This is a genomic window from Halomonas sp. OfavH-34-E, from assembly GCF_024124525.1.
GTDB lineage: Bacteria > Pseudomonadota > Gammaproteobacteria > Pseudomonadales > Halomonadaceae > Halomonas > Halomonas litopenaei.
Genome location: NZ_JAMXRY010000019.1, coordinates 1 through 20,791, shown reverse-complemented (window position 1 = coordinate 20,791; position 20,791 = coordinate 1). Strand labels below are relative to the sequence as shown.

Here is a 20,791-nt window from a genome sequence, read left to right as displayed (position 1 = left end):
TCTCCCTCTTCACAACGCCCCGACGACACGAGGAACCCCCATGGAAGCACTGGTCTATACCGGCCCCCGACAGGTCGAGGTCACCGAGGTACCGGAGCCCGCCGAGCGGGCCGGCGCCGTCAAGGTTCGCATGCTCTACTGCGGTGTCTGCGGCACCGACATCGGTATCTACTCGGGCAAGCACCCGCGCGCCCAGGCGCCCCTGGTGCTGGGCCACGAATTCGTCGGCCGCGTGGAGCAGACGCCGCCGGACTCGCGCTTCGCGGTGGGCGACCGAGTGGTGGCCTACCCGCTGATCTCCTGCGGCGACTGCCATCCCTGTCGCAACGGCACCCCGCATGTCTGCGCCAACCTGCGGCTGATCGGCATCGATCGTGACGGAGGCATGACCGACCATCAGTGGATCGACGAAAGCGTGCTGTTCAAGGTGCCGGACAGCCTGTCCGATGAGGTGGCGGCGCTGGTGGAGCCCCTGGCGGTGGTGGTCAGGACCCTGCACCAGGCGCGCTTTGCGCTGCTCGACAGCGCAGTGGTGATGGGCGCCGGCCCCATCGGCCTGTTGACCGCCATCGTGCTGCGCCACTCAGGCGCCTCCCGGGTGATCGTCTCCGACGTCGACGAAGGCCGCCTGGGACTTTGTCGCCAGCTCGGCTTCGATACCGTGGACGTGCGCAGCGAGAGCCTGGTCGAGCGGGTGGCCAGCGCCACCGGCGGCGACGGCGCCGACGCCGTGTTCGAGTGCTCCGGCGTCGAGAGCGCGGCGCTGGAGATGACCAAGGTAGTACGCGTCGGTGGCACCATCTGCCTGACCGCCACCCACAAGGCGGCCCACGCGGTCAATCTGATCGACGTGAACTTCAAGGAGCTGACCCTGATCGGCTCCCGGGTCTACACCCACAAGCAGTTCGGCGACGCCCTGGCTCTGGCCGACACCCTGGCCGATGAACTGCGCCAGACCATCACCCAGGTGGTGCCGCTGTCCGACGCGGCCGGTGTCTTCGAGATGATCGCCACTCCCTCCCTCAACACCGTCAAGGTTCTGGTGGACTGCCAATCATGAAGCTGTTCGATCTACACGGCCGCAAGGCCATCGTCACCGGCGGAACCCGGGGCCTCGGCCTCGGCATGGCCGAAGCCCTGCTCGAGGCAGGCGCCGAGGTCGTCATCCTGGGCTCGTCGGACAAGGTCCATGAGGTCGCCTCGGGCCTGTCCACGTCGACCAGCGCCTGTCATGGCGTGGTCGTCGATCTGGCTAGCCGCCAGCAGCGCAGCGAGGGCTTCGACGCTGCCCTTGCCAAGCTCGGCGGTCGCCTCGACATCCTGGTCAACGCCGCCGGCGTCCAGCGCCGCCACCCTTCCGAGCACTTCCCCGCCGATGACTGGGAGGCGGTGCTCGAGGTCAACCTGACGGCGGTGTTCGAGCTGTGTCAGCTCGCCGCCCGGCATATGCTCGAGCGCGACGTCGAAGGGCCCGACGGCCAGGGCAAGATCATCAATATCGCCTCGCTGCTGTCGTTCTTCGGTGGCATGACGGTGCCGGCCTACGCCGCCAGCAAGGGCGGCGTGATGCAGCTGACCAAGGCCCTGGCCAACGAATGGGCGGCCAGGGGCATCAACGTCAACGCCATCGCCCCGGGCTACATGGCGACCGACATGAATAGCGCACTGCTGGCCGACGAGGGTCGCAACGCCGAGATCACCGCACGCATTCCCGCCGGGCGCTGGGGCAATGGCGACGACATGAAAGGACCGCTGCTGTTTCTGGCCTCCCCTGCCTCGGACTATGTCCACGGTGTCACCCTGCCCGTCGATGGCGGCTACCTCGGCCGCTGACAGGAGACTTGCATGAAGATCGTCTTTACCGACCTCGACCACGCCAACCACGACGTGGAAACCGAGATATTCAAGCGCGCGGGCTTCGATGTCCCGCTGCTTGAATGCCAAAGCGAAGATGCGCTGATCGAACAGCTCCAGGGCGTCGATATCGCCCTGAACCAGTACGCCCCCTTCACCCGCCGGGTATTCGAGGCCCTGCCCGATCTCAAGCAGATCGTGCGCTACGGGGTCGGCGTCAACAACGTCGACCTCGAGGCCGCCAGCGCCGCCGGGGTCCAGGTCTGCAACGTCCCGGACTACGGCATGCACGAGGTATCCGATCACGCCCTGGCGCTGAGCCTGGCGCTGATTCGCAAGCTGGTGCCGATGAACGCCGGCTGCCAGGCCGGACGCTGGGAGTACGCCGATGCCATGCCGATCCGGCGCCAGACCCGGATGACCGCCGGGGTGGTCGGCCTGGGTCGCATCGGCCGGCTCTACGCCCGCAAGATGGCGGCGCTGGGCTTCAATGTCATCGCCCACGACCGCTACCATCAGCCCAACGCCGAAGACGGCACCGACCAGCTTCGCTGCCTGGAACTCGATGAGTTGTTCCGGGAGGCCGACGTGATCGGGCTGTTCTGCCCCTTGACCGAGGAAACCCGCCATCTGGTAGACGCCGCGGCGCTGGAGCGGATGAAGGACTCGGCCTATCTGATCAACACCTCTCGTGGCGGCATCATCGACGAGACGGCCCTGGCCCAGGCCCTGAAGGAAGGCAGGCTTGCCGGCGCCGCCCTGGACACCACCGAGCAGGAACCCTTGCCCGCCGATAGCCCGCTCAGGGGCATCGACAACTGCCTGATCACCCCGCACATGGCTTGGTATTCAGAAGACGCCGCGCAAGAGCTCAAGCGCAAGGTGGCCGAGGAAGCGGTGCGCTTCGCCAGTGGCGAGAAGGTGCTGTGGCCGGTGAACCGACTGCCCGCCTGAAGGCCTCGCCGGCCACCGAAAAGTCTGCCTGGAGAGAACGCGTGGAGTGAACGCCCGGAGACCGCTCCGGGCGCCTTCGGCGTCGTCCGAAAAGTCGACGAGCGAAGGTTAGACAAGGCAAAAATCGGTGCGACAGCGCAGTTTACGGGGTGTAAACGAGCATATTGACCGGACTGACGCACCAGCCGATTTTTAACGCCGTATTACCGAGCGCAGGTACTTTTCAGACAAGCCTCAATAGTCGACCCCGGTCATCACCCAGACCACCCGGGTCTCGATATCGCCGGGGTTGCGGATAAGGTGGGGCTGATCGCCGGTGATGGAGAAGCTGTCGCCCGCCTCCAGCAGATGGCATTGATCACCGATGGTGAGTTCGAGCTGCCCGGCTTCGACGTAGCCGGCCTCTTCGCCCTTGCGCTGCCTGGGCACCTCACCGCCGCTGCCGCCCGGTTCCAGCCGCGTCATGATCAGAATCAACTGGCCGCTGAGACGCGGCGACAGCAGCTCTTCACGGACGCCGATGCCTGAAAATTCCATGGACCGGCGGCCGGAGGCGCGCACGATCACGTCCCGCTCGTGCTCGGGCACGTCATTGTCGGCCTCGAAGAACCAGCTCACCCGCACCCCCAGCGCCTCGCTGATCGCCTGCAGCACGCCGATGGGCAGCGACGACGCGCCCCGCTCGACCTGGCTCAGATAGCCCACCGAGCGGTTGACCCGTTCGGCAAGCTCGGCCAGCGTCATCTGACGCGCCTTGCGCAGATCGCGGATCTGCTGACCGAGCCGCAGGGCGTCCTGACCCTCGCGGGTATCCCGGGTGGCGTCCTTGCTGGCGTCCTTCGTCCTGGCCATCGCTTTTCCCATCATTATTGGCGTGGACCTAGACTACCAGAGGCTCGACCGGGGGCTAAGGCATCGCACGGCGACTAAGGCGTCAACTGGGGTCAAAGGCGGGACGCTGCTTGCGAAACGCCTGCTTGCGGGTGATCTTGCCATCTCGCACGCTGAACAGATCGACCCCGTCCGCCTCGACTCGCTTGCCGTCTGGCTGGGTGGCGACGAAGGTCGACTCGGAGACGATACGCTCGCCGCCAGCGTCTGGCCCATCGCTGCCACCGTCGGTGACGCCGGCCATGACAAAGTAGTGCCTGCCGTTGATCCACTGCACGTCACGCATGGTGCCCCAGGTGTTCTCGAAGGCCGCCTTGACGGCCTCCCAGCCCTCTATGCGGGTGCCATGGGCCTGGTCCCCGGCGACGGTATCGAAGACGATATCGTCGGCAAAATAGCTCATCACCGCGTCGATATCGTGGGCGTTGAAGGCCGCGAAGAGGCGATTGAGCGTCTCGTTTGTCATTGTCGTCATGGGGTGTGTCTCCTGTCGGGACATGTTGGCCGCTGTGTGTAGCGGTCGCTGTGTGTAGCGGTCGTTGTGAGTAACGGTTGTGAGTAGCAGTTGTCGTGAATCGTGGTGGTGAGAAGAGGACGCCAGGCCTAAGCGGCGCCCTCCATTGCCATGGCTATCGCAGGCTGTCGAGCACCTGGAAATACCGGTAAAGGGCACGCTGGCCCAGACGACGCACCGGCCTCAGCGGGTGCCCGGGCAAGGGCGAATTGAAGATCGGCAGGTCGGCCTCCTTGAGCGATTCTCCGGCGATCAGCGCCGCCATCTTTTTTGAGGCGTAGGCGGAAAATGCCACGCCATTGCCGCTGTATCCCTGGGCGTAGAAGATGCTGCTGCCGGGGTCCGGCTGCACGATCCTCGGCATCATGTCGTGGGAGATATCCATCCAGCCGTGGGAAAACCAGGGCGTCTCGATACCGGCGATGGCCGGGAACTTTCGCGCGATGGCATCGTGGACCACCTTGAGGTGTCGCGGGTTCTGGGCGTCGGCACCGCTGATCGCGCTACGGGTGCCGATCTGCAGGCGCCTTTCCGGCAGAAAGCGATAGTAGTAGCGCAGCTTGCGGGTATCGGTGGTCAGCACGGTGGAACGAAAGCCGCAGGCCTCGACCTCGTCGTCGGTCAAGGTCCGGGTCCACACCGAGTTGGCCATGATCGGCATATTGCGGTAGGCCGTGACCCGGTGCAGCTGGGGGCTGGTATAACCCGCGGTGGCGATGCCCACGGCACGCGCCCGCACCACACCCCCCGGGGTCCTGAGGTGATGCACCCCACCCTCGGTGGTCCAGCCCTGGACGGGGCTTGCGGCGTGAATCCTGGCTCCGAGCCGCCGTGCCACCCGGGCGTAGCCGTAGGCCAGCTTGAGCGGCTGAACGGCGATTCCCACCGGCTCCAGCATGGCGCCCTGGGCCTCCTGGTCGCCGATGTAACCCTCGAGCACATCATCGCGGCCGAGCACTCGAGTCGGGTAGCCCAGCAGCCGATTGCACAGCCGTGACTCCTCCTTGAGTCCATCGAGTGCCTTGGCGCTGTGAGCGATCAACAGGTTGCCGTGGTTCTGCGGCTCGCAGTCGATCTCGGGGTCCTCGGCCATCGACTGGAATACCTCGAAGCCCTCGAGGCTATTGGCGTGAAGACGCCGGGCGACGTCCTGGCCCCAGCGCTTCACCCACTGGCTTCGACTCAGGCGGCCCCAGGCGAGATGCCCCTGGCCGCCATTGCGGCTGGTGCAACCCCAGCCGATCTGGTTGGCCTCCAGCACGGTCGCCTTGATGCCATACTCACGCGCCAGAAAGAGCGCAGTGGCAAGGCCTGTAAAACCAGCGCCGATCAGCACCACGTCGACGTCCATGTCGCGATCCACCGGGCCGTCGTCCTGCGGTGGAGGCCCGGCGTGATGGCGCCAGTAGCTCGGCGCGTAGTCCCGCCCGACACCGGGAGTGGCGTCTTTCAACGGGTCATAGCTGGGGTCGAACGGCGTGAGTACTGACATCAGACACTCCTCCTCGATGGTTGGCGGCAAAGGACGACGACACGGGGTTCAAGCTCGATCATCACTATGCCTCTCGCTATTGGCTCCCTGGCGGCCGATTTTGTAAGGCACCATGCCTCGGTAGAAGACGCCGATCCTGTCGTTGTGCACACCGCCTTTCTTGGCGGACTTGAGCATCCGGTAGACCGACACCATGTAGGCGATACCAACCACGAAGAAGGGAGCGCCGACCACGATGGCGAGGCTTCTGATCGCGTCGAAGCCACCGGTCAACTGGAACATGATGCCGGTAAACCCGATCACCACGCCCCACAGCAGGCGCATCGACACCTTGGGGTTTTCATCGCCGTTGGAGACCTGCATGGCGGCAAAGAAGGACGCCGAATCGGAGGTCGTCACCGCGAAGATGACGATATTGAAAAGCACCCCCAGACTCAGCCACCAGCCACCCGGCATGCTCTCGAGCAGGGCATAGATCCCCGACTCGGGCTTTTGCTGCACGCCTTCCCATAGAGGCGCGATACCGGTGACCTCGACGTAGCCGGCGGAGCCTCCCCAGATGCTGAACCAGCCGATTGCCAGCAGCATGGGCACCAGGATCACGCCGACGATGAACTCGCGCAGGGTCCGGCCGCGGGAAATCCGCGCGATGAAGCCGCCGCAGAAAGGGATGTAGGAGATGTACCAGAGCCAGTAGAACACGACCCACCAACCGAGCCATTCACGCTGCTCGAAGTTGCCGGCATCGCTCCAGAACTGCAGCGCAAACACCTCGCCGAAATAGTCGCCGACCTGCTGGGTGGCAAGGTTCAGCAGATATTGAGTGGGCGCATGGCCGAAGAACAGCAGCGCCAGCAGAATCGCCCCAGCCATCACCATATTGGCCTGGCTCAGCACCTTGATGCCGCGCTCCACACCGGTGGCGGCGGAAATCACGTAGGCCACGATCACCACGATCATCACCAGGGCCTGGCCAACGGGACCAAGGTCCCATCCGAACAAGGTCGCCAGACCGTAGTTGATGGAGGCCACCCCGAGCCCGATCATGGTGGCATTGCCGCCGATCGTGCCGATGATCCCCAGGGCATTGGCCAGGCGCCCCCAGACACTGGTGTTGCAGCGCTCTCCCAGGATGCCATAGAGACCGGTGGCCACCGTCAGCGGCAGGCCCAGGCGGTAGGCCGGAAAGGCGATCGCCCAGGCGGCGATGGCAAATACCGCCCAGCCATGCATGCCCCAGTCCAGCAAGGTCAGCTGGACCGCCTTGGCGACCCCGGCGGCTTCTCCCGTCGCCCCCATGTCGATGACGTGGGAGGACTGATAGAGGTGGGTCAACGGCTCGGCCACGCTGAAGAACACGAAGCCGATGCCAAAGCCGCAGCTGAACAGCATCGAGATCCAGGCGCCGTAGGAGAACTCCGGCACCTCATCGTCGGCGCCAAGCTTCAGATCACCATAGGGGCTGATCACCAGGTAGAGACAGAACAGCAGCGCACCCCCCATCCCCAGCAAAAAGCCCCAGCCGAAGTTGAAGATCAGAAAGTCACGGGTCGAGGACAACACCTGACCGGTCAGGGTCGGAAAGAACAGCGCGCAAGCCATGATCAAGCCGTAGATCAGCAGCACAGGCCAGAACAGCGAGCGATCATACTGGCCGAAGATGCGGCTGACCGGTCCCGCTGGCGGATGGCTTTCGACATTCGTTATCGATTGTTGGGTCATCGAAAACTCCTTGGTGGATGACACCCGAAGGCGGTGACACGCCGCCAGGCCGCAACCCCGGCCCCCGCGACAACGCCGCCGACTTCGAGCAATAGCTGGCGTAGAACTCTTTGACTTCACAAAAATGAAAAATAGCAGCTATTTTTTCACCAACAAGAAACATAACGGATTCATTTTAAGAATCTCGACCAAAGTTCTAGCCTGGCGTCGATCACTCAGATGCCGTCCAGCGCGCCAGGAAAGCGGCCCATATGCCGGAACATCAGCACCTTGGCGAGACAGGGGCGTCTGTCCCCGAGCGTTGTACGAAGCGCAGACGAAAACGCCCCCGACGAAGACGTCGGGGGCGTTGGTATTGAAGGCCATCGGCGCCTGACCGTTACACCGGCGCCGGTGGCTGGGCTGATCAGCCCTTGGCTTTGGCCAGCTGAGCCCTGCGCGCGTGCAGTTTCTTGTAGCTCTCGATCAGGCGCTGGTGCTTTTCCAGCCCTTCGAGCGCCATGCTGGTCGGGGTAAGGCCAGGGAAGCGCAGCTCGCCGCTGACCACACCGACCACGCTGTCCATGGTCTCGTCCCCGAACATGCGACGCAGGTTGTAAAGGAAGTCGTCGAGCATTAGCTCGTCGTCCAGGGTGATTTCCAGCACCGCCCGCACCGCCTGGTAGTAAAGGCCACGCTCGACGGTGTTGTCGTTGTACTGCAGGAACATCTCGACCCGATCCAGCGCCTCCTCGTGCTGACCGAGCGCCAGGTGGAGCATCAGCTTGAGCTCGAGGATCGTCAGCTGGCCCCACACGGTGTTCTCGTCGAACTCGATACCGATCAGGGTGATGATGTCCATGTGCTCGTCGATCTGGCTCTCTTCCAGCCGCTCGAGCAGATCCGCGAGCTGGTCGTCGTCGAGACGATGCAGATTGAGGATGTCCTCGCGGTAGTCCAGCGCCATGTTGGTGTTGTCCCACACCAGGTCCTCGACCGGATAGACCTCGGAATAGCCCGGCACCAGGATGCGGCAGACCGGCGCGCCCAGGTCCTCGTGGACCATCATGTAGGCTTCCTTGCCCATCTCCTCGAGGATGCCGAACAGGGTCGCCGCCTCTTCGTCGTTGCTGCCGGAGAAGTCCCACTCGACAAACTCGACGTCGGACCTGGCGCTGAAGAAGCGCCAGGACACCAGCCCGGAGGAGTCGATGAAGTGCTCGACAAAGTTGTTGGGCTCGGTCACCGCCAGCGAGTTGAAGGTGGGCGGCATGAAGTCATTGAGGCCCTCGAAGCTGCGCCCCTGCATCAGCTCGGTCAGGCTGCGCTCGATGGCGACCTCGAAGCTCGGGTGGGCGCCGAAGGAGGCGAACACGCCGCCGGTCTTGGGGTTCATCAGGGTCACGCAGGCCACCGGGAACTGGCCGCCGAGGGAGGCATCCTTGACCAGCACCGGGAAGCCCTGGGCCTCCAGCGCCTTCACGCCCTCGACGATGTCCGGATACTTCGCCAGCACCTCCTCGGGCACGTCTGGCAGCGCCAGCTCCTGCTCGAGGATCTGGCGCTTCACGCCGCGCTCGAAGATCTCCGACAGGCACTGCACCTGGGCCTCGGCCAGGGTGTTGCCGGCGCTCATGCCGTTGGACAGGTAGAGGTTCTCGATCAGGTTGGAGGGGAAGTAGATCACCTCGCCATCGGACTGGCGCACGAAGGGCAGCGCGACGATGCCGCGCTCGACATTGCCGGAGTTGGTGTCGATCAGGTGCGAGCCCTGAAGCTCGCCGTCGGGATCGAAGATCTCCAGGCAGTAATCGTCGAGGATGCCCTTGGGCAGCTCGTCGTTGGGCCCGGGCTTGAACCACTTTTCAAAGGGATAGTGGACGAACTCGCTCGAGGCGATCTCCTGGCCGAAGAACTGATCGTTGTAGAAGAAGTTGCAGCTCAGCCGCTCGATGAACTCGCCCAGCGCCGAGCACAGAGCGCTCTCCTTGGTCGAGCCCTTGCCGTTGGTGAAGCACATGGGCGAGGCGGCGTCGCGGATGTGCAGTGACCAGACGTGGGGCACGATGTTGCGCCAGGAGGCGATCTCGACCTTCATGCCGAGCTCGGCAAGCATCCCGGTCATGTTGGCGATGGTCTGCTCCAGCGGCAGGTCCTTGCCCTCGATCCAGGTGCGCTGGCCCTCTTCCGGCTCCGCCATCAGCAGCGCCTGGGCGTCCTCGTCGAGGTTCTCCACCGTCTCGATCTGGAACTCGGGGCCTGTCTGCACCACCTTCTTCACGGTGCAGCGCTCGATGGAGCGCAGGATGCCCTGGCGGTCCTTGTCGGACAGGTCTTCGGGCAGCTCTACCTGGATCTTGAAGATCTGGTTGTAGCGGTTTTCCGGGTCGACGATGTTGTTCTGCGACAGCCGGATATTTTCGGTGGGGATATCCCGGGCAACGCAGTAGACCTTGACGAAGTAGGCGGCACACAGGGCAGACGACGCCAGGAAATAGTCGAAGGGGCTCGGCGCCGAGCCGTCACCCTTGTAGCGGATGGGCTGGTCGGTAATGACGGTAAAGTCGTCGAACTTGGCCTCGAGCCTCAGGTTGTCGAGAAAATTGACCTTGATTTCCATGGAGTCAGCACCGGAGTAATGGGTTTGGGTCGCCGGACACTCGCCACCGACAACGCCTTTGGGGCGCATTATCCAGTTTTCCCCCGGCGACGTCTTGGCCAGCCGGATGAAATTTGCTCGTGATGGCCTGGCGATAACCTCTATTGCTTCAGCAGTCGCGAGACAACCAACTGACACACGGCCACGATCATAAAGAAGCCTGCGCCGAGCCAGGTATCGGCGAGTACCGCCAACAGCAGCGATACCAGTGCGACGTACCGCACCAGTCGCGGCGCCAGCTTGCGCGACGGCCCACCGCTGTCCGGCGTGGTGTCCGCGGCCACCGGACGCTCCAGCCGGGCAAACAACTCGTCGACCTCTGCCTGGCGGGCGGTGCTTCTGGGTGGTGCATGGACGAAACGCGCCAGGTAGACGAAACCCACCACGCTGACGACCTGCAGCGTCAGCGAGACCGCGAGCTTGATATCGACCAGTTGGGAGGGATGGATCGACGGCAGGCCGAGCCATTGGCCGAACGCCTCGACGTCGAGCCACAGATAGCTCGTGGTGGTCACCAGGATACCCACCAGCACCCCGCCCCAACCGGCCCAGTCAGGGGCGCCGGTCCTGGCGATGGACAGCATGGCCGGCAGCGCCAGCGGCATCTGGAAGATCACCCCGAACATCACCATGATGTCGAACAGGCTGAGGTGGTGGACCTGGCCCAGGGCGATGGCCAACGTCACGATGATGACGGCACCGATCACCAGGGTGACGAAGGCCACCCGAACATCGAACACCGCGCCGAGAAACAGCGACACGCCATAGAGCGCGATGGAAGCAGTCATCAGGGTGAGAAGGATCTGGCTCACCACATAGAAGAGTTGGGTGAACCTGCCGTAGCTCATCCGAATATTGCAGACATACGACTAAAGACGTATAACTCGAAACCAAGAGATAAAACCCTATTTCACAATTTCTGGAATCTTGGCCCTATGGCTACTGAAGCGAAGGTCGACAACGTCACAGCGGTACTCAAGGTCATGGCGATCCTGGAGGCTCTGGATGAGGGTGGAGAATCCAGCCTGGCGGTGCTGTCCCAACGCGCGGTGATGTCAAAGAGCACCGCCTATCGCTTTGTGCAGACGCTCAAGAACCTGGGCTACATCGCCCAGAATCCGGAAAGCGAGAAATACCGGCTGACGATGAAGGTCTTTGCGCTTGGCAGTTCAGCGCTCGGCAAGGCCGACCTGATCAAGATGGCCGATCCCGACATGGCGGCGCTGTCCGAACTGACCCGCGAAGCCGTGCACCTGGGCACCCTGGACACCACCACCGCCGAAGTGATCTACGTACACAAGTACAACTCTCAATTCAACCTGTGCATTCACACCCGCATCGGCGACCGTAGCCCGGCCTACACCAATTCCATCGGCAAGGCCCTGCTGGCCCACCTGCCCCCGGCGCAGCTCGACGCCCTGCTCGCGAACGTCAAGTTCGAACCACGCACCCAGAACACCGTGACCACCGAAGCGGCACTGCGCGAAGAGCTGGCCGAGATCGCCGAGAGCGAGCTGTCCGAGGATCTCGAAGAGATGGATGAAGGCGTCTGCTGCTTCGCCACCCCGATCTTCGATCACACCGGGCGCGCCATCGCCGCCCTGAGCATGTCGATCCCGAGCATCCGCTACCACCAGGACAAGACCTCGGAGTACAAGCGCATTCTGGTCGAGGCCGGTCGCAACATTTCGGGCAACCTGGGCTACCTGGCGCGGCGCTGACGCGACCTCCCTGCCCTGCCGCCTGCCATGACGAAAGAAGCCGCCCCAAGGGGCGGCTTCTTTGGTTGCGGCCTGTCCCTCGCATCGAGGTCAGGTATCGCAACGGGTCAGTGCGAGTTGCGTCTCACACCAGGGCGCGGTGGCCCTTTTTCGCCTCACGACGATCGCGGGCAACGGCGCGGCAGATCAGCAGCAGCACGCCCAGGGTGAGCGCAGGCCAGACCAATACGTAAAAGCCAAAAAGCAGGGTCATGGGGAATCTCCGTCGGTGGGCGCCGCCAGCCTGCGGCGCCCGTCAAACAAGGGTTCAGCGCTGGGTCGCAAGTCCTGCCGGGGCGGGCTTGGACGGGTGCTCGCCGGCTACCGTCGCGGCCTCGGCGGCATCATAGTTGCCGACCCGCTCGGCGATGGTGTCGAAGTCGAACCGCTCGCGGCTGGCCAGGCTCATCACCACGCACACCAGGGTGCTGGTGCCGTAGGCGGTCAGCGAGGCCAGCAGCACCGTGTACTCCCTGAGGAAACCGGTGGCGAACACCAGCATGGCGACAAAGGCAGCGAGCCCGGCGACGGCGCCGGCCACGCGGCCGAGGAAGCCGAACACCATCAGCGCGATGATGATGCCACCACCGATGCTGGCCAGGAACTCGAAGCCAAGGCCGGCCACACCGGTCATCGGCAGCCATTCAAAACGCGCCACGCAGAAGGTCACCATGGCCACCAGCACCGAGGTGGTGAAGGCCGCGTTGGTGACCCGGCTCCAGAAGCAACTGGCGATCACCGGGAAGACAATGGCCCCCCACAGTGCCCCGACGAAGACCAGCATCACCAGGATATCCAGCGAGAAGCTGGCGAAGACGATACCGATGGCGGTGGCCACGATCATGGTGATGCGCCCTACCAGCAGCATGCGGCGGGGGTCGGCCTTGCCTCGAGCGATGTTCTTGCCGTAGACGTCGGCCATCATGATCGCCGACAGCGCCGACAGGTCGGAATCGGCGGTCGAGGACAGCGAACCGATCACCAGAATAAAGAAGGCAGCGATGAACACCGGCGGCAGGTAGCTGGACACCATCTGCGGGATCAGGTTGTTCATGTCACCGTTGAGCGGCTCGACCCCCAGGGTCAACGCCATCAGGCCGATCATGCCAAGGCCGATGACGATGGCACCGTAGCCCACGGTGGCGGTGAGGAAAGTCGGCTTGATGTGGTCCTCGTTCACCGCGAACAGACGCTGGGAGATGGTCTGGTTACCGATGGCATAGGCCAGCACCGCGACAAAGAAGGGTGCGCCCTGATTGAGGATGGCGTCCATCGAGAAGAAGTTGGCCTGCTCGGCGGTGAGGTTGTCGAGCCCGGCCACCAGTTCAGTGGGCCCGCCCATGGCGAAGAACACCGCCGGGATGATCACCACGGCGATCGCCATCAGCGCCACCAGTTGGGCGAAGTCCGTCAGCACCGAGGCGCGGAAGCCCGACCACAGCGTGTACAGCAGCACCCCGACACCGGCGATGATGACGCCGGCCTGGAACGACAGCGGCGAAAGTACCGATACCAGCGCCCCGGCGGCGGTGAAGTTGACCATCAGGCTGATGATGCTGCCCAGCAGGTTCGATAGCGCCAGGATCAGCTGGCTGGAGGAGCCGTGGCGCGCGTGGATCAGCTCGCCCAGGGTGTGGGCGTTGGGCGCCAGCCGCCGGAAGCGGCGGCCGAACGGATAGATGAACAGGATCATCAGCGCGCCCCACAGCCCGTAGTGGATCGGGCCGGACACACCATAGGTATAGCCGGAGGTGGCAGCGGCGTAGAAAGAAGCGGCCCAGATCCAGGTGGCCGTCATGCTGGCGGCACCGATGCCGAAGCCGACCCGGTGGTTCGAGACCATGAAGGCGTCGGCGTCTTCCTTCTTCTTGCGAATGCTCAGGGTCAGCAGGTAGGTGCCGCCATAAAAAGCGATCATCAACAGGATGACCGTCAGGGTCGAAAACTGGTGGAGGGAGGCGCTATTCAAGGGCAATTCTCTTGTTGGTGGAACACAGGCGAGCGACGGTTCATGCGAGCGCATGCCGGCACTTCACCGCGAAAAACTCACTAGACGAGCACGACAACGCCACAGGAATTCCGCCCACGAAAAGGACGAAGCTTCCTCGGGATCATTGAAGTCTCAAGGGCCGAAATAAAACGGATTACTGCCGCTTTTTCGGTACAGAAAGGCGTCGGGACGCGCCGCAGCACATGGCCAGCCATTGCAGCAGGGGCAGGCGGGCCGACATTGCGACAACCGGCGGGGCGTATCGAAGACGCCAGCAGACCACTGGTGGGTCAGGGAGGCGGGCGGCGCGGCATGCAGCGGCCCTGGTCGGTGTAGTGGGGCGACATCTCGGTCCTCTCCAGCGACAACGCAGGAACAGCATTAGACAAGACAAACAGGTCCCCGCCGGGCCATTGGCCCCGGGGTAATCCAGTCGGGAAGGTGCCACATCCATCCAGCGATGGCACTTCTCCTGGCGGTATAACGCCAGCTTGGCATCGGATCGCGAGCCAGGATAAGGGCTCGGCGTTCAGAGCGACGTGAGGCCTGTAAAAGGCGGGATAAAACCATCGCTGCGGCGCACATACCCTACTGTGCTGTGCAGAAAATGTCCAATCAGGCGGACGAAGGATAATTTACCCATTTTCGACCAGACGTCAAGATAGCGAAATTCTCTCGGCTCGCGGCGTAACCTTTCCTGCATTAAACCCAGTAACGCCCCCTGAATCTGCTTCGGCAATAGACGGACACACCAGAAAAAATCAAACGAACGATAGCGTTGAAGTCGACGTCCCCGGGATGATTGCTCGCACGCGACAGACTACCCACTTGCGCCTGGTGCGCGTCGGTTACGGCCGCGAGTTCGACCAACTACGATGCGATGGAGTCGTCGTCGGGTCAGCGTGCTGGACGGCCAAGATGAGTTCGGTCATTCGTGGCAGAGCGTCAAACGATGCCTTGCCGGCAACAACATGGCGCCCCTTGCCGATCAGCGGTACGCCGGACACACTGACGATTAGCGGCGGCGGCGATGGACTGGCGCCGCGGTACCCCAGACGACAACAGACTTCCGTCGCCCCCTCCCCGGACAAGCGAGGCCGCCGTGACCACATCGACTCCCACTTCCACCCTGTCGGCGGCCTGGAGCCTCTGGGCGCTGCTGCTCGGCGTCGGCCTGCTGATGCTCGGCAATGGCCTGCAGGGCAGCCTGCTCGGGGTGCGCGCCGCCGAGGAATCCTTCGGCAACACGGTCACCGGGCTGGTGATGTCGGCCTACTTCGTCGGCTTTCTGGCCGGCTCCACCCTGACCCCACGCAAGCTTCGCGACGTCGGCCATATCCGGGTGTTCGCCGCCCTGGCCTCGATCACCTCCATCGCCATCCTGGTCCACGTCATGTTCATCGACCCCTGGGTGTGGGCGGCGATGCGGTTGATGACCGGCTTCGCCTACGCCGGGCTCTACGTGGTGACCGAAAGCTGGCTCAACGGCCACGCCAGCAACCACCTGCGCGGGCGTCTGCTGGCGTTCTACATGGTCATCAGCTATCTCGGCATGGGCGGCGGCCAGTTGCTGCTGAACGTGGCCGACCCCAGCGGCATCCTGCTGTTCTTGATCGTCTCGATACTGATGTCGCTGGCGCTGGTGCCGATCCTGTTGAGCTACACCCCCCAGCCGGACACCAGCCAGCCCGAGGCGATGAACCTGCTGCGCCTGTATCGACTGTCGCCGCTGGGCACCCTCGGTTGCCTGCTGACCGGGATCGCCAACGGCACGGTGTTTGGCATGGGCGCGGTGTTTGCCGCCAACCATGGGCTGGAAACCCACCAGATCGCCGCCTTCATGGGGGCATTCATCCTCGGTGGGGCGCTGTTTCAATGGCCCCTAGGCAAGCTCTCCGACAAGACCGATCGCCAATGGGTGATCCTCATCGTCGCCGCCCTGGCCACCGCCTTCTCGCTGGCCGGGCTGCTGTTCGACCAGGGCGCAAGCCATGCGCTGACGCTGCTCGGCGTGCTGCTGGGTGGCACCACCCTGACGCTCTATTCACTGTTTCTCGCCTGCGCCAATGACGTCCTGACGCCACAGCAGACGGTGTCCGCCAGCAGCAGTCTGGTGCTGGCGCTCGGCATCGGCGCCATCCTCGGCCCGCTAAGCACGGGGCTATTGATGGACCTGCTGGGCTCTGCCGGCTTTCTGTGGGACCTGGCGCTGATCCACGCGCTTATCGTGGTCTTCGGCGGCTACTGCCTGTGGCGCTATCCGAACCAGCCCTCGGACACCCACGGCCACTATGTCGCGGTCCCCGCCGGCACCGCCTCCCTGGGGGCGACCTGGGTCGAGGAAGCGGCCGACGATCCGGTGCAACTCGACCTGGAACTCATGGAAGCAGACGAGGAGTCCTCCCTGGAGGAAGGTCAGGTGAGCGCCGCCGAACCCGAGCGCAGCTGACAGGCCCCTGCCGAACGCGCCCACCAGAACACGCCTACCGTCGTTTTTCCCCGCCAGCGCCTTGCGCTGGCGGGCCTCGCATCACCGCCAATGTCCCTTCCCACCTCCAGCGGCGTCTTCTACCGCCGGCCGCCTTCTGCCAGATCGTCGTCTTGCCCCTGGTCGTTCGCGTCAGGGCTGCTCTTCTTGCCTGGTTTCCTTTTCTTGCCTGACCTTCTCTTGGTTCCTGACCTTCTCCGCTTGCCCGGCCCCTGCACCAGGCCAATGGTGCCACTTCGCCAAAAAGTTCTGCCGTTTTGTGCATTTGTGGCATCTCGCATAGACAACTTGGCAGCGCTCATAAACACCCGCCAATGGAAACGTGAATAATTTGCATTCTTAAAACATAAACAGGGAACCCCTTTCGTGCCGCACCATTCCGCTCCCCTCACCTGCCTTGTTCCTGGCCGTCTCGTTCCGGGCCACCTCGTTCCTGGCCGCCTGGCTATCGCCATTGCCCTGGCCTCCGGTGCCGCCCTGTCGACCCCGGTGCTGGCCCAGGACGCCGAGCAACTCGCCAGCATGACCGTGGTCGGTGACGATCTGCGTGCCACCACCGAATCGACCGAGAGCTATCAGGTGGCCTCCAGCACCAGCGCCAACGGCCTGACGCTGACGCCGCGCCAGACGCCACAGTCGATCAGCTTCCTGACCCGCCAGCAGATGGACGACGAGGCCATCACCAGCACCACCGAGGCGGTGGAACGGCTGCCCGGCGTCTCGGCGATCCGTCTGGACGGCACTCGCACCAGCTTCCAGTCCCGCGGCTACACCATTCGCAACTTCCAGTTCGATGGCCTACAGAGCAATACCAGCGCGTTCTGGCCGTTCGGCGACGCCGAGTGGGACACCGCCATCTACGACCGGGTCGAGGTCGTGCGCGGCGCCACCGGCCTGATGACCGGGGTCGGCGATCCATCCGCCACCGTCAACTTTGTGCGCAAGAAGCCGCTGGACGAGGCGGCGGGTAGCGTGACTGCCGCGGTGGGCCGCTGGGACCGGGGGCGCGGCGTGGTCGATGTCAGCACTCCGCTGGACAGCGAGGGGCGCGTCGGCGTGCGCTTCGTGGCGGCCAAGGACAGCTCGGACAGCTTCATGGACGGCGTCGAGAACGACCGCGAGACCCTTTACGGGGTGATCGCCGCCGAGCTGACCGACAACACCGAGCTCAGCGTGGGCATCGAATACCAGCACTACGACCAGGATGGCGCCTACATCGGCGTACCGCAGTACTACCTGGACGGTGGCCGTACCGACTTCGACCGCTCCACCGCCAACAACACCGACTGGGCCAACTTCTTCACCGAGAACACCCGCGCCTTCGTCGACCTGACCCACCACTTCGACAATGGCTGGTCTGCCCGCGCCGCCTACAGCTACGGCGACGCCAACTATGGCCTGACCTACAACTACCGCGGCGGCTATCCGGATCGCGAGACCGGTGTGCTCTACTACACGCCCAGCTACGCCACCGAATCCTACCTGGTCGACTATCGCGGCGATCGCACCCAGAAGAATCTGCATGTCAGCGCCGAAGGTCCCTTCACCCTGTTCGGCCGCGAGCATCAGCTCGGCTTCGGCTACATGGACCTGCACGAGGACTACCAGATCAACAGTCGCGGCCCGGCCGGCGACGTGCCGGCGCTGGGCAGCTTCAGCGACCGCAACGACCCGGCCCTGGCAGAACCGGTCTGGGGCGAGTGGGGCCTGACCGATGACACCGTGACCGAACAGCAGGGCTACTACGCGGTATCCCGCTTCTCGCTGGCAGACCCGGTGCACTTTATCGTCGGCGCGCGCATGACCGACTGGAAGATCGACCAGGACTATCGCGGCGAGCGTGAGTACGAATACGACAACGAGTTCACCCCCTACGCGGGTCTGATCGTCGATATCACCGACGACCTCAGCGCCTACGCCAGCTACACCGAGATCTTCAACACCCAGAGCGAGCGCTCACCCAGCGGCGCCCTGCTGGATCCGCTGGAAGGCATCAACTACGAGGCCGGCCTCAAGGCCGAGCTGTTCGACGATCGTGCCGACGTGTCCTTCGCGGTGTTCCACAGCCAGCAGGACAATCTGGCGGTGGAAATCCCCGGGGTCTTCGTCGCGGGCACCACCGACCAGGCCTACACCACCACCGACGGCGCCGAGGTCGAAGGCTTCGAGCTCGAGATCGCAGGCGAGGTGGCCGACGGCGTCAACCTGTCCGCCAGCTACGCCCTGGTGGACGCCGAGGACGCCGACGGTGAGCAGCTCAACACCAGCTATGCCCGCCAGCAGGCCAAGCTGTTCGCCAGCTGGCAGCTGCCTGGCCGCTGGTCGAACCTGACCCTCGGCGGCGGTGCGCGCTGGCAGGGTGACACCTACCGCGACAACGACACCCCCAACGGCACCGAGAAGATCGGTCAGGGTGACGTCTTTGTCGCCGATGCCATGGCCCGCTATCGCATCAACGACAGCATGAGCGCCCAGCTCAACGTCACCAACCTGTTCGACGAGGAGTACTACTCGCAGCTCGGCTTCTATAGCCAGGGTATCTATGGCGAGCCGCGCAGCGCGCTGCTGAGCCTGACCTACGACTTCTAGTGCCCTGGAACGCCGAAACCTCGACATCCGCGTCGGGCGCTGTGCGCCCGACCGGCACTCGCGACACCACTGTCAAACCGGCTCTCCTGCGAGAGCCGGTCATCGCCTCTATAAGGAAGACCCCATGCCCCTGATCCACCCACGCTGGCCGCTCGGCCTTGTGTTACTCGCCGCCGTCCAGCCTGTCCTCGCCGCTGGCGACGATGGCTATCCAATCGAAATCGAGCACGCCCTCGGCGTCACCGTGATCGAGGAAAAGCCCGAACGGGTCGCCACGGTGGCCTGGGCCAACCACGAGGTGCCGCTAGCGCTGGGAGTGGTGCCGGTGGGCTTTCCCGCTACCACCTTCGGCGATGACGATGGCGATGGCCTCTGGCCCTGGGTGGAGCAGCGTCTTGACGAGCTCGACGCAGGCCCCCCCAACCTGTTCGACGAAGGCGATGGCATCGACTTCGAGGCGGTGGCCGCGAGCCAGCCCGACGTTATCCTGGCGGCCTATTCCGCCCTCAGCCGCTCCGACTACGACACCCTCAGCAAGATCGCCCCGGTGGTGGCCTACCCCGAAGCTCCCTGGTCGTCGGGCTGGCGTGACATGATCCGACTCAACAGCGCAGGCATGGGCATGGCCGAAGAAGGCGAGGCCCTGATCGCACGCCTGGAAGCCCAGGTGGAGCAGCAGATCACCGAGCACCCGGAACTCGCCGGCAAGAGCGCCATGCTGATCAGCCATATCAAGCCCACCGACCTCAGTCAGATCAACTTCTACAACGACAACGACGCCCGGGTGCGCTTCTTGCACGAGATCGGCCTGACCTCGCCCCAGTTCGTCACCGACAGCTCCGTTGACGGCCGTTTCGCCGGCTCCATCAGCGCCGAGCGTATCGACGAGATCGCCGATGTCGACATCATCATCACCTATGGTGGCGAGCCGCTGGTGGAGCGACTCAACGAGCATATGCTGACCTCGCGCCTGCCCGCGGTGGAACAGGGCTCGCTGGTGCTGCTCGGCAACAATCCCACCGGAACCGCAGCCAACCCGACGCCGCTGTCGATTCCCTGGGTGCTCGACGACTACGTCGAACGACTGGCCGAAGCCGCTCGCAAGCGTCAGCAACCCTGAATCAAGCGTCTGGACAGGATGGATACGCGCAAATGAGCAGGAAGGGAAGGATATGAAGGCAAGGCCGCTGGCGCCTGGCAGGACAGGCCATTCGCGCCCGACCGGCGTCTATCTGCTGCTGGCGGCGCTGGCCGCCAGCATCATGATGTCGGTGGTCATCGGCGCCAGGCCGACGGACCTGACCGCGCTCATGGGTCTGCTGGATGGGCGTATCGACTCCATCGACGAAGCGGCGATCGCCAGCCGTCTGCCCCGCACCCTGCTGGCGTTGCTGGCAGGGGCCGCGCTGGCCGTGGCCGGGGCGACCATGCAAGGCCTGACCCGCAACCCTCTGGCCGATCCAGGCCTGCTCGGGGTCAACGCCGGCGCCGCGCTGGCAGTCGTCATCGGCATCGCCTGGTTCGATATGCAGCAGGCCTCTGGTTACATCTGGGTGGCCATCGCCGGCGCCGGCGCCAGTGCACTGCTGGTCTATCTGGTGGCCAACCTCGGACGAGGCGGAGCCACCCCTCTCAGGCTGGCGTTGAGCGGCGCGGTGGTGACCGCCGCCCTGACCTCGCTGACCTCCGCCGTGATTCTACCCCGCGCCGACATCGCCGGGCTGATCCATTCCTGGCTGATCGGCGGCGTCGGCGGCGCTACCCTCGATCGCATCACCCCGGTGTTGCCCTTCCTGGTCCTGGGCCTTGCCGCGTCGCTGCTGGCGGCGCGCAAGCTCAACCTGATGGCGCTGGGCGATGAGGCGGCGACCGGCCTCGGCGAGCGCGTGGCCCTGGCCC

At 64.2% G+C, this 20,791-nt stretch carries 16 protein-coding genes; 8 read left to right on the top strand and 8 right to left on the bottom strand.

Annotation, left to right across the window (positions count from 1 at the left end; genetic code table 11):
- The first annotated feature begins 40 nt into the window (after positions 1-40).
- From NH448_RS10075 to NH448_RS10065, 3 genes are read left to right on the top strand one after another with little or no spacing between them, the layout of a single operon-like run.
- Positions 41-1,060: an alcohol dehydrogenase catalytic domain-containing protein gene (locus NH448_RS10075; RefSeq protein ID WP_045995140.1), complete on the top strand. Its 1,020-nt coding sequence runs from the start codon at positions 41-43 to the stop codon at positions 1,058-1,060.
- The gene (locus NH448_RS10070; protein ID WP_045995141.1) at positions 1,057-1,833 is read left to right on the top strand and encodes an SDR family NAD(P)-dependent oxidoreductase; all 777 of its coding nucleotides are present in this window, start codon (positions 1,057-1,059) and stop codon (positions 1,831-1,833) included. Before NH448_RS10075 ends, NH448_RS10070 begins: the two co-directional genes overlap by 4 nt.
- 12 nt (positions 1,834-1,845) lie before the next feature.
- Positions 1,846-2,808 (top strand): C-terminal binding protein, encoded by a 963-nt coding sequence (locus NH448_RS10065; protein ID WP_108449887.1) that lies wholly within the window; start codon positions 1,846-1,848, stop codon positions 2,806-2,808.
- Positions 2,809-3,042: 234 nt separating this feature from the next.
- Here NH448_RS10065 and NH448_RS10060 read toward each other — a convergent pair whose 3' ends face one another.
- The 6 genes from NH448_RS10060 to NH448_RS10035 form a co-directional block, all read right to left on the bottom strand.
- Positions 3,043-3,660 (bottom strand): XRE family transcriptional regulator, encoded by a 618-nt coding sequence (locus NH448_RS10060; RefSeq protein ID WP_052704184.1) that lies wholly within the window; start codon positions 3,658-3,660, stop codon positions 3,043-3,045.
- An 82-nt stretch (positions 3,661-3,742) separates the two neighbouring features.
- A complete protein-coding gene (locus NH448_RS10055; protein WP_158981902.1) occupies positions 3,743-4,174 on the bottom strand; it encodes a nuclear transport factor 2 family protein in 432 nt (143 codons plus the stop codon).
- A 154-nt stretch (positions 4,175-4,328) separates the two neighbouring features.
- Positions 4,329-5,705, bottom strand: coding sequence for an FAD-dependent oxidoreductase (locus NH448_RS10050; protein WP_045990929.1), 1,377 nt, complete (start codon positions 5,703-5,705; stop codon positions 4,329-4,331).
- A 48-nt stretch (positions 5,706-5,753) separates the two neighbouring features.
- On the bottom strand, positions 5,754-7,427 hold the full coding sequence (locus NH448_RS10045; protein ID WP_253028731.1) for a BCCT family transporter: 1,674 nt from the start codon (positions 7,425-7,427) through the stop codon (positions 5,754-5,756).
- A gap of 406 nt (positions 7,428-7,833) precedes the next feature.
- Positions 7,834-10,026, bottom strand: coding sequence for an OsmC domain/YcaO domain-containing protein (locus NH448_RS10040; RefSeq protein ID WP_253028730.1), 2,193 nt, complete (start codon positions 10,024-10,026; stop codon positions 7,834-7,836).
- Between the two features lie 140 nt (positions 10,027-10,166).
- The gene (locus NH448_RS10035) at positions 10,167-10,913 is read right to left on the bottom strand and encodes a hypothetical protein (RefSeq protein WP_045990931.1); all 747 of its coding nucleotides are present in this window, start codon (positions 10,911-10,913) and stop codon (positions 10,167-10,169) included.
- Positions 10,914-11,000: 87 nt separating this feature from the next.
- Between NH448_RS10035 and kdgR the strand changes: the two genes are divergently transcribed.
- Positions 11,001-11,786 carry a DNA-binding transcriptional regulator KdgR gene (kdgR, locus tag NH448_RS10030; RefSeq protein ID WP_045990932.1) on the top strand — a complete coding sequence of 262 codons (786 nt, stop codon included), beginning with the start codon at positions 11,001-11,003 and terminating at the stop codon, positions 11,784-11,786.
- Positions 11,787-11,910: 124 nt separating this feature from the next.
- Here kdgR and NH448_RS10025 read toward each other — a convergent pair whose 3' ends face one another.
- Both NH448_RS10025 and NH448_RS10020 read right to left on the bottom strand, forming a co-directional pair.
- The gene (locus tag NH448_RS10025) at positions 11,911-12,039 is read right to left on the bottom strand and encodes a putative transporter small subunit (RefSeq protein WP_239452487.1); all 129 of its coding nucleotides are present in this window, start codon (positions 12,037-12,039) and stop codon (positions 11,911-11,913) included.
- Positions 12,040-12,093: 54 nt separating this feature from the next.
- Complete coding sequence (locus NH448_RS10020) at positions 12,094-13,794, bottom strand: sodium:solute symporter family protein (protein WP_052704186.1); 1,701 nt, start codon at positions 13,792-13,794, stop codon at positions 12,094-12,096.
- A gap of 1,123 nt (positions 13,795-14,917) precedes the next feature.
- Between NH448_RS10020 and NH448_RS10015 the strand changes: the two genes are divergently transcribed.
- The 4 genes from NH448_RS10015 to NH448_RS10000 all read left to right on the top strand — a co-directional run.
- Positions 14,918-16,264 carry an MFS transporter gene (locus NH448_RS10015; protein WP_239452488.1) on the top strand — a complete coding sequence of 449 codons (1,347 nt, stop codon included), beginning with the start codon at positions 14,918-14,920 and terminating at the stop codon, positions 16,262-16,264.
- Positions 16,265-16,669: 405 nt separating this feature from the next.
- Complete coding sequence (locus NH448_RS10010; protein WP_157032930.1) at positions 16,670-18,892, top strand: TonB-dependent siderophore receptor; 2,223 nt, start codon at positions 16,670-16,672, stop codon at positions 18,890-18,892.
- Between the two features lie 124 nt (positions 18,893-19,016).
- On the top strand, positions 19,017-20,012 hold the full coding sequence (locus tag NH448_RS10005; RefSeq protein WP_045990933.1) for an iron-siderophore ABC transporter substrate-binding protein: 996 nt from the start codon (positions 19,017-19,019) through the stop codon (positions 20,010-20,012).
- A 52-nt stretch (positions 20,013-20,064) separates the two neighbouring features.
- Positions 20,065-20,791: iron ABC transporter permease (locus tag NH448_RS10000; RefSeq protein WP_253028729.1), on the top strand; the 727-nt coding region annotated here is incomplete at its 3' end.

Coding starts and splice junctions, on each gene's coding strand:
- NH448_RS10050 (WP_045990929.1), bottom strand. CDS start 5,705: ATGTCAGTACTCACGCCGTTCGACCCCAGCTATGACCCGTTGAAAGAC.
- NH448_RS10055 (WP_158981902.1), bottom strand. CDS start 4,174: ATGACGACAATGACAAACGAGACGCTCAATCGCCTCTTCGCGGCCTTC.
- NH448_RS10035 (WP_045990931.1), bottom strand. CDS start 10,913: ATGAGCTACGGCAGGTTCACCCAACTCTTCTATGTGGTGAGCCAGATC.
- NH448_RS10070 (WP_045995141.1), top strand. CDS start 1,057: ATGAAGCTGTTCGATCTACACGGCCGCAAGGCCATCGTCACCGGCGGA.
- NH448_RS10040 (WP_253028730.1), bottom strand. CDS start 10,026: ATGGAAATCAAGGTCAATTTTCTCGACAACCTGAGGCTCGAGGCCAAG.
- NH448_RS10065 (WP_108449887.1), top strand. CDS start 1,846: ATGAAGATCGTCTTTACCGACCTCGACCACGCCAACCACGACGTGGAA.
- NH448_RS10025 (WP_239452487.1), bottom strand. CDS start 12,039: ATGACCCTGCTTTTTGGCTTTTACGTATTGGTCTGGCCTGCGCTCACC.
- NH448_RS10075 (WP_045995140.1), top strand. CDS start 41: ATGGAAGCACTGGTCTATACCGGCCCCCGACAGGTCGAGGTCACCGAG.
- NH448_RS10045 (WP_253028731.1), bottom strand. CDS start 7,427: ATGACCCAACAATCGATAACGAATGTCGAAAGCCATCCGCCAGCGGGA.
- kdgR (WP_045990932.1), top strand. CDS start 11,001: ATGGCTACTGAAGCGAAGGTCGACAACGTCACAGCGGTACTCAAGGTC.
- NH448_RS10005 (WP_045990933.1), top strand. CDS start 19,017: ATGCCCCTGATCCACCCACGCTGGCCGCTCGGCCTTGTGTTACTCGCC.
- NH448_RS10060 (WP_052704184.1), bottom strand. CDS start 3,660: ATGGCCAGGACGAAGGACGCCAGCAAGGACGCCACCCGGGATACCCGC.